Origin of the sequence: Paenibacillus sp. 22594 (assembly GCF_052044425.1) — a bacterium.
Lineage (GTDB): Bacteria > Bacillota > Bacilli > Paenibacillales > Paenibacillaceae > Paenibacillus_AQ.
Genome location: NZ_JBQENA010000002.1, coordinates 48,694 through 62,419 on the forward strand (window position 1 = coordinate 48,694; position 13,726 = coordinate 62,419).

At 49.3% G+C, this 13,726-nt stretch carries 15 protein-coding genes; 13 read left to right on the top strand and 2 right to left on the bottom strand.

The genetic code is table 11. The annotated features are described in order from the left end of the window. Positions 1-39 precede the first annotated feature (39 nt). The 6 genes from ACTJKB_RS07025 to thiI all read left to right on the top strand — a co-directional run bounded on the left by ACTJKB_RS07025 (position 40) and on the right by thiI (position 4,903). The gene (locus ACTJKB_RS07025; protein WP_074085684.1) at positions 40-537 is read left to right on the top strand and encodes a YpuI family protein; all 498 of its coding nucleotides are present in this window, start codon (positions 40-42) and stop codon (positions 535-537) included. 162 nt (positions 538-699) lie between these two features. Further along, positions 700-996: a DUF1540 domain-containing protein gene (locus ACTJKB_RS07030; protein WP_440832824.1), complete on the top strand. Its 297-nt coding sequence runs from the start codon at positions 700-702 to the stop codon at positions 994-996. Between the two features lie 12 nt (positions 997-1,008). Then, entirely contained in the window at positions 1,009-1,419 is a 411-nt protein-coding gene (locus tag ACTJKB_RS07035; RefSeq protein WP_440832825.1) for a hypothetical protein, read from the top strand. A 186-nt stretch (positions 1,420-1,605) separates the two neighbouring features. Further along, positions 1,606-2,319, top strand: coding sequence for a lytic transglycosylase domain-containing protein (locus ACTJKB_RS07040; RefSeq protein ID WP_440833850.1), 714 nt, complete (start codon positions 1,606-1,608; stop codon positions 2,317-2,319). Positions 2,320-2,449: 130 nt separating this feature from the next. After that, positions 2,450-3,601 carry a cysteine desulfurase family protein gene (locus tag ACTJKB_RS07045; RefSeq protein ID WP_440832826.1) on the top strand — a complete coding sequence of 384 codons (1,152 nt, stop codon included), beginning with the start codon at positions 2,450-2,452 and terminating at the stop codon, positions 3,599-3,601. A 75-nt stretch (positions 3,602-3,676) separates the two neighbouring features. Then, positions 3,677-4,903 carry a tRNA uracil 4-sulfurtransferase ThiI gene (thiI, locus tag ACTJKB_RS07050; protein WP_440833851.1) on the top strand — a complete coding sequence of 409 codons (1,227 nt, stop codon included), beginning with the start codon at positions 3,677-3,679 and terminating at the stop codon, positions 4,901-4,903. Positions 4,904-4,952: 49 nt separating this feature from the next. Here the strand turns inward: thiI and ACTJKB_RS07055 are convergent, their stop codons facing one another. After that, positions 4,953-5,648, bottom strand: coding sequence for a TerC family protein (locus tag ACTJKB_RS07055; protein ID WP_440832828.1), 696 nt, complete (start codon positions 5,646-5,648; stop codon positions 4,953-4,955). A 200-nt stretch (positions 5,649-5,848) separates the two neighbouring features. Between ACTJKB_RS07055 and ACTJKB_RS07060 the strand changes: the two genes are divergently transcribed. The 6 genes from ACTJKB_RS07060 (at position 5,849) to ACTJKB_RS07085 (ending at position 11,605) form a co-directional block, all read left to right on the top strand. After that, a complete protein-coding gene (locus tag ACTJKB_RS07060; RefSeq protein ID WP_440832829.1) occupies positions 5,849-6,508 on the top strand; it encodes a TerC family protein in 660 nt (219 codons plus the stop codon). A gap of 305 nt (positions 6,509-6,813) precedes the next feature. Further along, positions 6,814-7,326, top strand: a complete 513-nt coding sequence (locus ACTJKB_RS07065) for a hypothetical protein (RefSeq protein ID WP_440832831.1) — start codon at positions 6,814-6,816, stop codon at positions 7,324-7,326. 253 nt (positions 7,327-7,579) lie between these two features. Continuing rightward, positions 7,580-9,424: a translational GTPase TypA gene (gene typA, locus ACTJKB_RS07070; protein WP_074085677.1), complete on the top strand. Its 1,845-nt coding sequence runs from the start codon at positions 7,580-7,582 to the stop codon at positions 9,422-9,424. Positions 9,425-9,621: 197 nt separating this feature from the next. Beyond that, positions 9,622-9,918, top strand: a complete 297-nt coding sequence (locus ACTJKB_RS07075; RefSeq protein ID WP_074085676.1) for a YlaH-like family protein — start codon at positions 9,622-9,624, stop codon at positions 9,916-9,918. 84 nt (positions 9,919-10,002) lie between these two features. After that, entirely contained in the window at positions 10,003-11,079 is a 1,077-nt protein-coding gene (locus ACTJKB_RS07080; protein ID WP_440832832.1) for an LCP family protein, read from the top strand. Positions 11,080-11,149: 70 nt separating this feature from the next. Then, positions 11,150-11,605, top strand: coding sequence for a pyridoxamine 5'-phosphate oxidase family protein (locus ACTJKB_RS07085; protein WP_074112266.1), 456 nt, complete (start codon positions 11,150-11,152; stop codon positions 11,603-11,605). A gap of 48 nt (positions 11,606-11,653) precedes the next feature. On the opposite strand, the gene ACTJKB_RS07090 is transcribed toward ACTJKB_RS07085, so the two are convergent. Continuing rightward, positions 11,654-12,244, bottom strand: a complete 591-nt coding sequence (locus ACTJKB_RS07090) for a YhcN/YlaJ family sporulation lipoprotein (protein WP_440832834.1) — start codon at positions 12,242-12,244, stop codon at positions 11,654-11,656. Between the two features lie 105 nt (positions 12,245-12,349). On the opposite strand from ACTJKB_RS07090, the gene ACTJKB_RS07095 reads away from it, so the two are divergent. Continuing rightward, positions 12,350-13,681 carry a PhoH family protein gene (locus ACTJKB_RS07095; RefSeq protein WP_440832836.1) on the top strand — a complete coding sequence of 444 codons (1,332 nt, stop codon included), beginning with the start codon at positions 12,350-12,352 and terminating at the stop codon, positions 13,679-13,681. The last annotated feature ends 45 nt before the right edge of the window (positions 13,682-13,726 follow it).

Below are 13,726 nucleotides of genomic sequence, written 5' to 3' on the forward strand. Positions count from 1 at the left end.
ACTTTCATGAGCCAGGAATAATAAGGGGGAGCAATCGCCATGTCAGCAGCCAATGTGCAGAAATTGTGTGAAACGACGAGAGAAAAGCTTAAATCCGTAATCGGAAAAATGGAATTATTCCTGAATCAGCATGCGCTGCCGCAACTGGCTACAGAGGAAGATGAGGAAACGCTGCTCTTTTATCAAGGCTTTTTGTCCGATCTCCGCCATTTGCTGGTGTTCTCGGAAATGTCATATGAGAAGCTTGGGGTTGCTTTACGGCGTGCCACATTTGATGAAGCCTTTGCGCAAAAAGCGCTATATAACGTATATCATTTTGGAGTGAACAACTTCTTTTATCCCAAGAATGAAAGCTATTCCGAAGATGGGCGTTATGCTTATACAGGCCAAGATGCCATCCGTTTCCGCAAAAAGCCGGTACGTCCGGCCCGTGACATTATTATGGATATCACCAAGGTTTATGAAGAACTGCGGGATGACCTAAGCTACTATGAAAATGATTATTTGACCGAGAAGCGCATGCAGAATCAGGTGTAGCCTGAGCTGAATAGTCCCGGTACAACTGGACCGCATTTGCCATGGATATGGCAGGTGCGGTCTTTTTTTTGAAATTTAAGGATTTAGTTGCTTCGGAAGCATTAGCTTGTATAAGGACGGCTAAGCCGTTCCACTTGATTGTTGGCGGAAGCTGGGGGGCGTGTGTTCAATTGGAAAGGCTCTTACAGGATAGGGGTGGCCTTCTGCGGACATAATGAAGCCGAGGTGATAACGATGACAACCGCCAAACCACTTGTGAAATGCAGTGTGAGCAACTGTAATTATTGGGGAGAGCAAAACCTGTGCCGTGCAGATCAAATTGTGATCGAAATCGACAAACATTCGGGCAGTGCTTTTTTGGAAGAATATGCCGAAGAAATGACTGACAAAGGCCACCACCACGATCATGCGGCTACTTCTTCTGCCACCTGTTGTCTGACGTTCAAGCCGAAGGATTAGGAGGACACCGCCATGGACAAGCGCAGTGATGATTCCAATCCAGGTGATTCAAGAAAAAAAATAATTCTGCGTCCGCGGAGGATAGATTATCCCCGCCGGGACAGAGCCCTAAATGAGGAATACGCCGCCGAGATTAGCCCGTTGCCGGCTCATGTGCACAGAGGGAATATCAACGGGGCAGAAGCCAAAGACGAAACCAAAAATGAAGAGGGTACAAACACGGATAGCAGGACCTTAGGGTATGTTGGCTTGGGGTTTGGGGTCGTTTCCTTGTTTATCTGGTCCATTATTTTGGGACCCATTGCAGCAGTGCTTGGCTATTATGCCTATGCCAGGGGGCAAAAAACTGCAGGGGCGTGGGCCATGGGGCTGGGAATTGTATCCACACTCAGCTATTTTATTATGATTCCTTTTGCCCGTTAGCCGTATAATCCAATGTAAAAAGGGAATCGAAACAGGCTTTAAGACCTATCTATGCGGGTCTGAAGTCTGTTTTTTCGTGTCGGCATATAGCAATTACAGCGGAGAAATTGTAAAATAAAGGCGTATTTTAGAATTGAATTGAGAACCTTAACATATAAAACGACCTTGAAAGAAGGAATGCTCAGAATGGTGATTAATGCCGCAGCAACAGGAAGCGGAACCGGCCAGCTGAAATGGATCGATTTACGAAGCTCTTCCCAGGTGAAAAATGTGATGGTCAAAAATAAATCGGCAGCTTCGGGCAGCTCATCCGCAGAATTTGCGGCCCTCCTGCAGGAGATTGCACTCAAGAATACCAACGGGGACACCGGCAATACACTGGCCTCACTGGACAACTCCTCCTTAAGCGGGTTGTTGTGGCAGCAGATTGGCGGGGTGGAAGAAGCGTATAACGCCATTTCCGGGGAAATAACGGAGACGAAACCTACCGATTATGAAGACCTGATTCAAACGGCTAGTGCGAAATACGGCGTTCCTGTTGATCTGATCAAAGCGGTTATTGATACAGAGTCCTCCTTTAATCCCAATGTAGTATCTTCAGCCGGAGCCAAAGGGCTGATGCAGCTAATGGATGGAACGGCGAATGGACTCGGTGTATCGGATCCTTTTGACCCGGCTCAGAGCATTGACGGAGGGGTGCGTTATCTATCGTATCAATTGAAACGGTATAACGGACAGGAGAACATGGCGCTTGCTGCTTATAATGCCGGTCCGGGTCGGGTGAACAAGATGGGAGTTAGCAATGACCTGGAGCTGATGGCCAACTTGTCGCAGCTTCCGAAGGAAACACAGGCTTACATCACTAAAATAGAACGCGCCCGCGCGAAATACGCGGTATAATAAAAAGGATCAAACGGGTTACCCTTAAACCACAGAGGTGGCAAAGGGCCGTTTGATCCTTTTTCGCCCTAGTGGGATGCAGGCGATTCCTGCACGCTGCCAAGAAAGACACAAAGGAGACCTTCAATATATGCTTTACTGGGATTACGCAGCTGCTGCACCTCCTTACGATGAGGTGGTGCAGACCGTAGAACAAATCATGAGACTGCATTATGCCAACCCCTCTTCCCTGCACCGGGCAGGGGTGGAAGCAGAGCGGCTTATCACACGTGCGCGGGAAGTGTGCGCAGCTTCACTTGGCGTACAGCCGATTGAAATACTGTTTACCTCGGGAGCAACCGAGAGCAATAACCTGGCCATAAAAGGTGCCGCCCTGCAATATCAGGGCAGGGGGCGTCATATCGTTACAACACAGTTGGAACACCCTTCCGTGTATGAGAGCTGCCTGCAGCTGCAAGGTCTGGGCTGGGAGGTTACTTTTGTCGCGCCAAAAAGCTCGGGAATCGTGGATCCGGCGGATGTTACCGCTGCCGTCCGCCCGGATACGGTGATTGTCAGTGTCATGCATGTCAATAATGAGATTGGAACGGTGCAGCCTCTTCGGGAGATTGGACAGGGGATCAAAGCTGTGAACCGCCGGACCTTGTTCCATGTTGACGGGGTGCAGGGATACGGCAAACTTGAGACTCAACTGAAGGAGTGGGAGGTTGATCTGTACAGCTTGTCCCCGCATAAAATTCGCGGACCACGCGGTACGGGCATCCTGGTTGTCAGAGAAGGGGTAACCCTGTTTCCGCTCCTGACGGGAGGCTCGCATGAGAATGGAAACCGTGCCGGAACCGAGAATGTAGCGGGAATTGTGGCTTCAGCCAAGGCTGTGCGAATGAGCGGTGAGAAGCGGGAGGAACTAAGCAGACGGCTGATTCCGCTTCGTAATCGGCTGCTGCATTTTATCTCAGGTGTACCCGAGCTAATTCTGAACAGCAGAGAGGACGGTGCCCCTCATATCGTGCATTTCTCCTACCCGGGCATGAAGGGAGAGGTACTCGCCCGTAAGCTGGAGGAGTTGGGGATGACCGTCTCGACCCGTTCAGCCTGCTCTTCGCGTCTTGCCGAACCAAGCCGGATATTGCTGTCGATGGGCAGAGATATCCCAGCGGCACTTGGCGGTATCCGAATCAGCTTTGGGGATATTCATACGGAAGCTGATGTTGCCAAGCTTGAACAAGCGCTGCTGGATGCGGTACAGTCATTGAAGAAAGCTCAAGGAGGCATGAAATAACACATGAAAGAGATAGAGAATGGATACGGAATTGAATCCTGGTCAGGGATAGTAAGAAGTAGTGAATATGCAGATATGCTGATGCTGCGGTTCGGAGAGTTTATTTTAAAAGGGAAAAACCGCTCCCGGTTTGAGAAAACTGTGCTCCGCCATGTGAAGGAAATGGTCAAACCCTTTCCCAAAGTGAGCTTAAGCAAGGAATTCGGACGCATTTACGTACAGTTAAACGGTGAACCCGCAGGAGAACTGATCGCTGTGCTGCGCAACGTTTTCGGTATTGCTTCGATCAGTCCGGTTAAAGTTTCGCAATCGGAATTTGAGGATATTTTATCCGTCAGCCGGACCTTTTTACAGATTGCAGCTCCACCAGCCGGCACGACCTTTAAGGTGAATGCACGGCGGGTCTGGAAGGAATTCCCTTATGGCTCAATAGAAATGAATAAGCTGATTTCAACACCGCTGCTACAAGGTTATCCAGGTCTGCTTGTGGATGTGAAGTCGCCGCAGATGGAGCTGAGAATTGAAATCCGGGAAGGCCATACGTTTATTTTCTGTGAAAATATTGCCTGTGTAGGAGGTTTCCCTCTGGGCACCAATGGGAAAGCCATGCTGCTGCTATCTGGCGGTATTGACAGTCCTGTCGCAGGCTGGTCCTCCATGCGCCGGGGACTTGAAGTCGAATGTGTCCATTTCTACAGCTTCCCTTATACCAGCGAGCTGGCAAGGCAAAAAGTCGTAGATCTGACGCGGGTGTTGTCACGGTATGCGGGAGTCATTAAGCTGCATCTTGTTCCATTTACAGAGGTGCAGACCTCTTTTACCGGTATCGGTCAGGATAACCTAATCGTTACGTTGATGCGCCGGGCCATGTTGAAAATTGCATCGCGTTTGGCTGAGCAGGAGGGGGCACTGGCCCTCGTTACGGGAGAAAGCCTCGGACAAGTTGCCAGCCAGACGCTTTCCAGCATGAATGTAATCGGCCGTGCGACCCCGCTTCCGCTGCTGCGTCCTCTCGTAATGATGGATAAGCGTGAAATTGTGGACATTTCCAAAACCATTGGCACCTATGAACTCTCTATCCTTCCCTACGAGGATTGTTGCACACTGTTTGTCCCCAAATCGCCGACGACCAATCCCAACCTGCGAATCGTGGATAAAATTGAAGCCACCCTTCCGGACTACAGTGCCCTCCTGGATGCGGCGGTTGCCGGAACAGAGACAGTCATCATTACTCCTTACGGGGATGAAAAGCCAAGTGATGTGGTCCCGGCGGAGGCTGGGCTTCAGGAGGAATGGTTCTAGTCAACCCCTTTATTCATTCGGTGTTATCCCATGGCGAGTTGGGAATTCCTTAGACCGCCGGTCCGCCATGTACCGATTTCCGGTGATCCCGGACCCGCTTCCAGTGCCCGGCTGTAAGGATCCCCGCAATCACCAGCAGAATAAAAAGAACACGCAGCAGCGGATGCTCCTCTACAAAAGGACCGATCCGCTGCTCTTCGGTAATCATACTTGAGGCAGTCAACCCAAGTACGGCAGCGCCGATATAAATGATCCAGGGATAACGGCCCATCAGCTTAATGAAAAGGGTGCTGCCCCAGACGACAATCGGAACACTGATCAGCAGTCCCAGCACAACCAGCACAATATTATGATTGGCAGCTCCGGCAATTGCGATTACATTGTCCAGACCCATGGCAGCATCCGCAATAATGATCGTCCGCACCGCCGACCAAAGTGTCCCCCCGGCCTGAATATTCGGGCCCCCATTATCCCCGGTTAGCAGTTTATAAGCAATTAGAATGAGCAGAAGGCCACCGAACAGCAGCAGCCAGGGGATTTTAAGCAGCCAAACTACCAGAATAGTGGCGATAATCCGTAGTGCTACAGCTCCGCCTGTACCCAGCAAGATCGCTTTTTTCTGTGTTTTTCCCTGTAAATTCCGTGCAGCCAGGCCAATGACTATGGCATTGTCACCGGCCAGAATCAGATCCAGAAAGATAATATTGAGCAGCGGCAATATGAAATCCCAAACGGATGTGTTCAAGAGCGTGTCACTCCTAATGTTTTGTTAGAATTGCTTTTTGAATCAGCTTCGTACAAAACTTTGCCCTGAAACCGTATAGTGTTGTATACGCTATAACAACCCCGGACATTCGTAACTTGCAAAAAAGCCTTCCCATGAAGCATAGCTTGCCCGGCTTGGACATACATGTAAATACATGCAGTTCGGGGAGGCTGAAGTCAATGGAATCTTTATTGCTGCTTGGTGAAATACTGATGATCAATCTCGTGCTGAGCGGAGATAATGCAATGGTCATTGCAATGGCCAGCAAAAATTTGCCGGAGCAGCACCGTAAGCTTGCGGTCTGGTGGGGGGCCGCTGGTGCTGTCGTGCTGCGCTGTCTGCTGACTTTTGCCGCGGTGTTACTGCTGAAGATCCCTTATATTGAGGCCGGCGGGGGGATATTGCTGCTGTGGATCGCATTCAAGCTGCTGCTGGAGGAGGAAGAGGACATCCGCGTAGAAGAGAGCTCTACCGTATGGAAATCCGTCCGCACCATTCTGCTTGCTGACTTTATTATGAGTCTGGACAACGTGCTGGCTATTGCAGGCGTGGCGAAGGGGGATCTTGCACTAATTGTGATCGGTATCGCGTTAAGCATTCCGATTGTGGTCTGGGGCAGCGGAATCATTGTGGGCTGGCTGCACCGTTTCCCTGTGCTGATCTACATTGGGGCTTATATCCTCGCATATACGGCGGGAGATATGCTGCTTCAGGACGCCAAATTTGGTGCGGTGATTTCCTTCCTGCTGCCGTCGTTCCACTCGATGCTGCCGCTGCTGCTCGGAATCATTGTGGTGATATCGGGCTTGTTCAAGCGGGGAACCTTATCGGCAAAGTAGAACTCCGAAAGTGATCCCGAGGCTGAGTCAGAGCTGTGCAACAGCTTTGGCCCGGTCTCTTTGAAATATAAGAATTTATATGTTTCACGCTATAAATTATCCTTAACTTTTTGGAGAAACGGATGCCGCCGCTTTCAGAGGACGGCGAAGTCGTTTCTTTTTAGCATGTGAGCCAATATCAAGAAGAATGATGGTGTTTTATTTATTTTTCAGATAAAATATAAAGAGAATCCTGTCATATGCTTGTGTGTCTTAGTGGCGGGTCTGTGAGAAGAGACATGAATTTTGAAGGGATGGGTGGAAAAATGTCTTCCAAAAATGACGCGAAACTGGGTATATTTATATTCGCTGCCGGCATAGTGATACTGTTCGGAAAGCTGGGGGTATTCGGCTTTCTCGGGCGTGCTCTGTGGCCACTCGTGATTCTGGTACCCGGCCTGTTCCTGCATGTGCTTTTCTTCAGCCGCCGGGCTCCGGCATCCGTGCTGCTGCCGGCTGGGATTCTGACCGTATACGGATTGCTGCTGGGCCTCTGCAATACCTGGGGCTGGGGACTGATGTCACATCTGTGGCCGCTGCTGCTGCTGGGCATTGCTGTCGGACTGTATGAGTATTCACTCTATTCCCCGGGGCGAAACGGCGGTCTTACTACCACAGCTGTCATTCTGGGGCTATTGAGTCTTGTACTACTGATCTTCAGCATGCTGGGAACGGGAGCACTCTATTTACTCGGAGCCATTCTGATTGCGGCAGGTGCCTGGCTGATCTTTGGACGGGGCAAACCGGGAGGCCGTAAAAAGTGGAACGGAGGCTGGTAAGACAGCTACATCCCCCGAAACTTGTTCAAAGAAGGAACGGGAAAATTGCCCGAATGCAACTTTAGCAAAATTAAACGGAGCTGGAAACCGTTTTTTCATAAAAAGACTTGCTTTTCATAGTGCTTTCACTATAATATTAAGGATATGTTGAAGCGTCGGCTTTCTGCCTGGCGCTTCTTTTGTGAGACTGCCGCGACAAGCTATAAATTTAAACATTTTTAATTTGATAAATGAGAGGATTTGGATACAAATCATGCATTCAAGAAAAGATATCCGCAATATTGCGATCATTGCCCACGTTGACCATGGCAAAACAACACTCGTCGATCAGCTTCTGCAGCAATCAGGAATTTTCAGCGCTCACGAGCACCTGCAAGAACGGGCCATGGACTCGAACGATCTGGAGCGGGAACGCGGAATTACCATCCTAGCCAAAAATACAGCAATCACCTATAAAGAGTTCCTGATCAACATTGTAGATACCCCTGGACACGCCGACTTCGGCGGTGAAGTAGAACGCATCATGAAGATGGTTGACGGTGTACTGCTGGTTGTCGATGCATATGAAGGCTGCATGCCGCAAACGAAATTCGTTCTGCGCAAGGCGCTGGAACAGCACCTGACACCTATCGTTGTCGTAAACAAGATTGACCGTCCGGCTGCACGTCCGAAGGAAGTTATTGATGAAGTCCTGGATCTGTTCATTGAGCTTGAAGCCAGTGACGACCAATTGGAGTTCCCGGTTGTGTATGCTTCCGCGATTAACGGTACATCCAGCATGGACCCTGAGAAGCAGGATGAAACCATGCTTGCACTGTACGAAACCATTACTCAGCATATCCCGGCTCCAACTGAAAAAATTGAAGAACCATTGCAGTTCCTTGTAACATTGATGGACTACAATGAATATCTGGGACGTATCGCTATCGGACGCGTGAACCGTGGCATAATTAAGCAAGGCCAATCCGTTACTGTCATCATGCGCGACGGCAAGAGCAAAACAGCCCGTATCGAGAAGCTGTTCGGCTTTCAGGGTCTTAAGCGTGTTGAAACTGAAGAAGCTGGCGCTGGCGACATCGTAGCTATTGCCGGGATTAAGGATATTAACATCGGTGAGACGATTGCCGATCCGGCGAACCCTGAAGCGCTGCCTGTCCTAAAAATTGATGAACCAACCATGCAAATGACGTTCCTCGTGAACAACAGTCCTTTTGCGGGTAGAGAAGGTAAATGGGTGACTTCCCGCAAGCTGCGTGAGCGTCTCTTCAAAGAGCTTGAAACCGATGTGAGTTTGCGCGTGATGGAAACTGACAGCCCGGATGCATTTATCGTTTCCGGACGCGGTGAGCTTCACCTGGGGATTCTGATTGAGAATATGCGCCGTGAAGGCTATGAAATGCAGGTATCCAAACCTGAGGTTATCGTTAAGGAAATCGACGGTGCCAAAATGGAGCCGCTTGAGCGTCTGATGATTGATATTCCGGAAGAAAGCATGGGAGCCGTAATGGAGAGTCTGGGTACTCGCAAAGCGGAAATGGTCAACATGATCAATCACGGAACCGGACAGGTTCGTCTGGAATTCCTGATTCCTGCACGCGGCTTGATCGGATATAATACGTACTTCCTGACGCTGACACGCGGCTATGGTGTAATGAACCATGCCTTTGACAGCTACGCTCCACTGATCGGTGGCCAGGTTGGCGGACGTCATCAAGGTGTACTTGTATCCAGTGAGACTGGAAATACTACTCTTTACGGCATGATGGGTGTTGAAGACCGTGGTATTCTCTTCCTGGAACCAGGTACTGAAATTTATGAAGGTATGATCGTAGGTGAACATACCCGCGATAACGATATCATCGTCAACATCTGCAAAGAAAAGCAATTGACCAACGTTCGTTCGGCAACGAAGGATGAAACGGTGAAGATGAAGACTCCTCGCCTGTTCTCACTGGAAGGTGCGCTTGAGTACCTGAACGATGATGAATATTGCGAAATTACACCTAAATCTGTCCGTTTGCGCAAAAAGATCCTGAATAAGGGCGAACGCGAACGTGTAGAAAAACAGCGTAAAGCGGCGCAAGCCAGCCAAGCCTAAGTTGTTCTGAACGAATGGTTGTTTGTTCTGCCACAGTACAGCATTCCATTCTTCTTTTAAGCCGCCGGATCATTCCGGCGGTTTTTGATTTAAATAAGCCGATTTGAATTCCCTCAAATTCTTAGGATTCTTGCGGTATAAAAGCGTGTTGAATGTTATAATGTAAGCGAACTAATTCCCGGAGGGAGTGACGAGCTTTGCAGATCTGGTTCGCTGAGCATCCTATTGTCGCTTACATTGTCATTTTTATTTTATTGACTTATGTGTACAACCGCGTTTTCCGCGTGAATCAGAAGCTGCCTATCGGCAAGGAAATTGTGTTATACCTGATGATGGCGGTGGGTTCGGGCATGCTGCTCATCTTCCAGCACGACAAGCTGCCTATTATCCAGTGCCTGCTTGTGGCTGTAGGGCTTATGCTGCTTGTGCGGGTCCGCTACATGGTAGAGGCCCGGCAGAGACGTAAGGCGGCGGCAGCGGGCAAACGACAGTAATCGCAACTTTTGCCGCTTGAATTCGTCTAATAGAGAGAGCGAGCAATCGAATACCAGTTGATATGAAAAGGACCTTATTCCATTATGAGTATAAATAAAGGCAGTTTGCCTCCAAGATCAAGCGGGAATCAGAGAAGCGTCAGACCGCAGCCGAACAGCGCGGCGAGAACCGTGCAGAAGAAGAAACAAGTTAAAAAACGCGGAGCATTGGCAAGAATGGGAAGAACGCTTTTGGTTATTCTAATCATTGTCATTCTTGCCGTTCTAGGATATGGTGGCTTTCTATATTGGAAGTTTGACCAAGGCAGCTTCGGTTTAGACCAGCCGGTAAAGGCGGGACATTCCGCTTCAGAGAAGCCCATCACGATGCTGCTGCTGGGGACAGACAATCGGCCGAAACATCCTTCCAATCTGACCGATGTGATTATGGTCGTATCGCTTAATCCCAAAACCCAGTCCGCTACAGTAGTCTCGCTTCCCCGGGATACTTATGTGGAGCTTAGCGGGTACAAGAAGACCAAGATTAATGAATTTTATGCCCGGTTCAAAAGCAAGGAGAAAACCTCAGGTATTCTTGCCGAAGACGAGATGAAGACCATGATGGGCAAATACCTTGATGTTGATGTGGATTATGTGACTGTCCTTGATTTCCAGGGCTTCCGTGATGTCGTGGATGAACTGGGCGGTGTAGATGTAAATATCAGTGAAAACATGTGCTATACGGACACCGTGGATGGAACGGACATTAACCTAACCAAAGGCGCGGCACAATTGGATGGCGATGATGCGCTCGATTACGTGCGCTACCGCAAGTCGAACTGCAGCCCGAAGACCAAGGCTTCAGATGATTTTGACCGTAACAAGCGCCAGAACGAAGTTCTGCATTCATTGGTTGGACAGATGCAGTCACTGGACGGTGTTCTGAAGATCGGTAAGGTGCTCGATGCTGTAGATGACAATATGAAGACCGATATTGAGAATGAACAGATCAAGAATATGATCACTACCTATTGGAAGATTTCCAAGGAGAACATTGAATTCAAACCGGTGACCGGAACATGGCGCAGTCCATATGTATATATTAACGATGAAGAGCTGGACGCAGCCAAGAAAAGTCTCCATGACCGTATTGCCGGTATTGCACCAACATCTCAAAATTGAATGCAAGTTCGGGCATGTGCTATAATATAATAAATTGAATGTATCCAAGCCGCATAGGGGGCCTGTACTTATGTCCGAAGCCGTTGCACAGCTTAACGAAACATTGCTTACAATGCTGCAGTCGGAAACTTTTGTTCTACTGAACACTGTGGATGCGGAGACAGGCGGACCAACGTCCACCGCGATTTCCTGGATCTATGCAGTGAGCCCTTCTATTGTTCGACTTGCAGTCGACCACCGTTCCAGACTTGTGAACAACATGAAGGTGAATCCGCTGGTCACTATCACTGTTTTTGGCGAGGGTACCGTTCATGCCATTAACGGTCGTGCTTCCGTCAGGCAGGATCCGCTATCCGATGTTCCGTTCAAGATGTGCTGTTTTGATGTTGAAATTGAAGCGGTCCGCAATGCGCTTTTCTATGGCGCACAATTAGAGTCCGCCCCAAAATATGCGAAGGTATACGATGCACGTGCGGCTGATAAGCTGGACGGACAGGTGTTTGCCGCCATGCAAAAAGCCCAGTGATCAAGTCACTAGGCTTTTTTTGTCCAATTCTTTGAACCAAGACAGCTTCTATTGATTGCCTTTCGGCTTGGTATCTTCCGGAAGCTGCGGGATAATACGTCCGATAATGTCTGCCATCTCAGAGGCGAAACCAGACACCGGATGCCCCTTGCTGATGTGTTTGCCCATTTCGGCAAGTCTGCTGGATACATCCATGTCAGCAGTGACGAGCGCTTTTACACTTCTTGGATCCTTACTTCTGGGGTCCTTGCGGATGGCTTCTGCCACAGAATATTTAATGCTTCCGACCCGGGACCGGGTAAGGGCTCCATCAACATCAATACCTACTACAGCGACATTGTTCATGACGACGCAATGAGCGCCTTTTACACCGGGAACTCTTTTGGCGAGACGCTCAAAATGGTCTTTGAGTGCAACATCACTTTCACCTCTGCCGTCAGAAGGCTGTCCGGGCTGTGAATAAGGTATTGGGGCGGCAGTGGCTCCTTCACCCGATAAATTTTGCACTCCCCGGTTCCCCTGGCTGCTTAATGATTTAGCCGATTGTTTATCCTGAGGAGAGGGTGATGACTCTTTATTAGCGATACCGCAGCTTGTCAGCAGCAGCAGTACCAGCAACAGACACATTGATTTTCTCATATGTGCATACTCCTTTCGGCGAAAGATCAGGTCTTTACCTTAGCTTACCCTCGCTGAATAGAGTTATGTATGACCAATCAAACCAGGCGCTGTGGAGGGGATAACATGAAAAAGATATTTGTACTAGACACCAACGTGCTTTTGCACGACCCCAATTCGATTTTTGCTTTCAAGGAGCATGAAGTTGTCATTCCGGCAGTAGTCCTGGAAGAAATCGACTCCAAGAAGCGCAATGCCGATGAAATCGGCCGCAACGCCCGCACCGTGTCGCGCTTATTAGACGGACTTCGTGAACTCGGCCACCTGCATAGCGGTGTGGTACTGGATCATGGAGGCACGCTGAAGGTAGAGCTTAACCACCGCAGCTTCGTAAAAGTTCAAGAAATGTTCGGTGAAGTCTCCAATGATAACCGGATATTGGCTGTCGCGCTTAATTATCTCCATGAGGAGAATGAAAAGGCTGAACCGAGTCCTGTGGTGCTCGTGAGTAAAGATGTGCTCGTCCGCATCAAGGCGGATGTGCTTGGCATAACACCGGAGGATTATTTATCTGACCGTACGGGTGATCTGAATGAGCTGTACTCCGGCTATCAATCGCTGATGGTCCATCCTTCGCTGATCGATGAATATTACAGCCACCGTTCCTTATCTGTCAAACAGTTATCCTTGTCCTATCCGCTATATCCGCATGAATTTGTTATTTTAAAGGATGAGATTGGTACCGGCAAATCGGCCCTGCTCAAAGTCAACAGCGATGCTTCCCGTCTGGAGCCGCTTTATCTCGGAAATGATGCGGTATGGGGAATCAGCGCCCGCAATGCTCAACAGCGGATGGCACTGGAGCTGCTGCTCAATGACGATATCCCGCTGGTCACTATCACTGGTAAAGCGGGAACAGGGAAAACGTTGTTGGCCCTGGCTGCCGGACTGTTCAAAGTAGAAGATGAGCATAAGTACAAGAAGCTGCTGATTGCCCGTCCGGTGGTGCCGATGGGTAAGGATATCGGTTATCTTCCAGGTGAGAAGGACGAAAAGCTGCGTCCGTGGATGCAGCCCATTTATGATAATCTGGAATTTTTGTTCGATACGAAGAAGTCCGGCGATATCGATAAAATATTGATGGGTCTGGGCAGTATTCAAGTGGAGGCCCTCACCTATATTCGCGGACGTTCGATTCCGTCTCAATTCATTATCATTGATGAGGCACAGAACTTGTCCCGCCACGAAGTGAAGACCATTGTCTCTAGGGCCGGAGAAGGCAGTAAAGTCATCCTCATGGGCGACCCCGAGCAGATTGACCATCCTTATCTGGATGCGGCAAGCAACGGACTTAGCTATATCGTGGAGAAGTTCAAGCAACAGGGGATCAGCGGACATATTACCCTTGAAAAGGGTGAGCGTTCACACCTGGCCCAGTTGGCTGCCGACCTTCTGTAGGATCGGGCTAACATATCAGCTACTGTTCCAATTAGTACTCTTTCA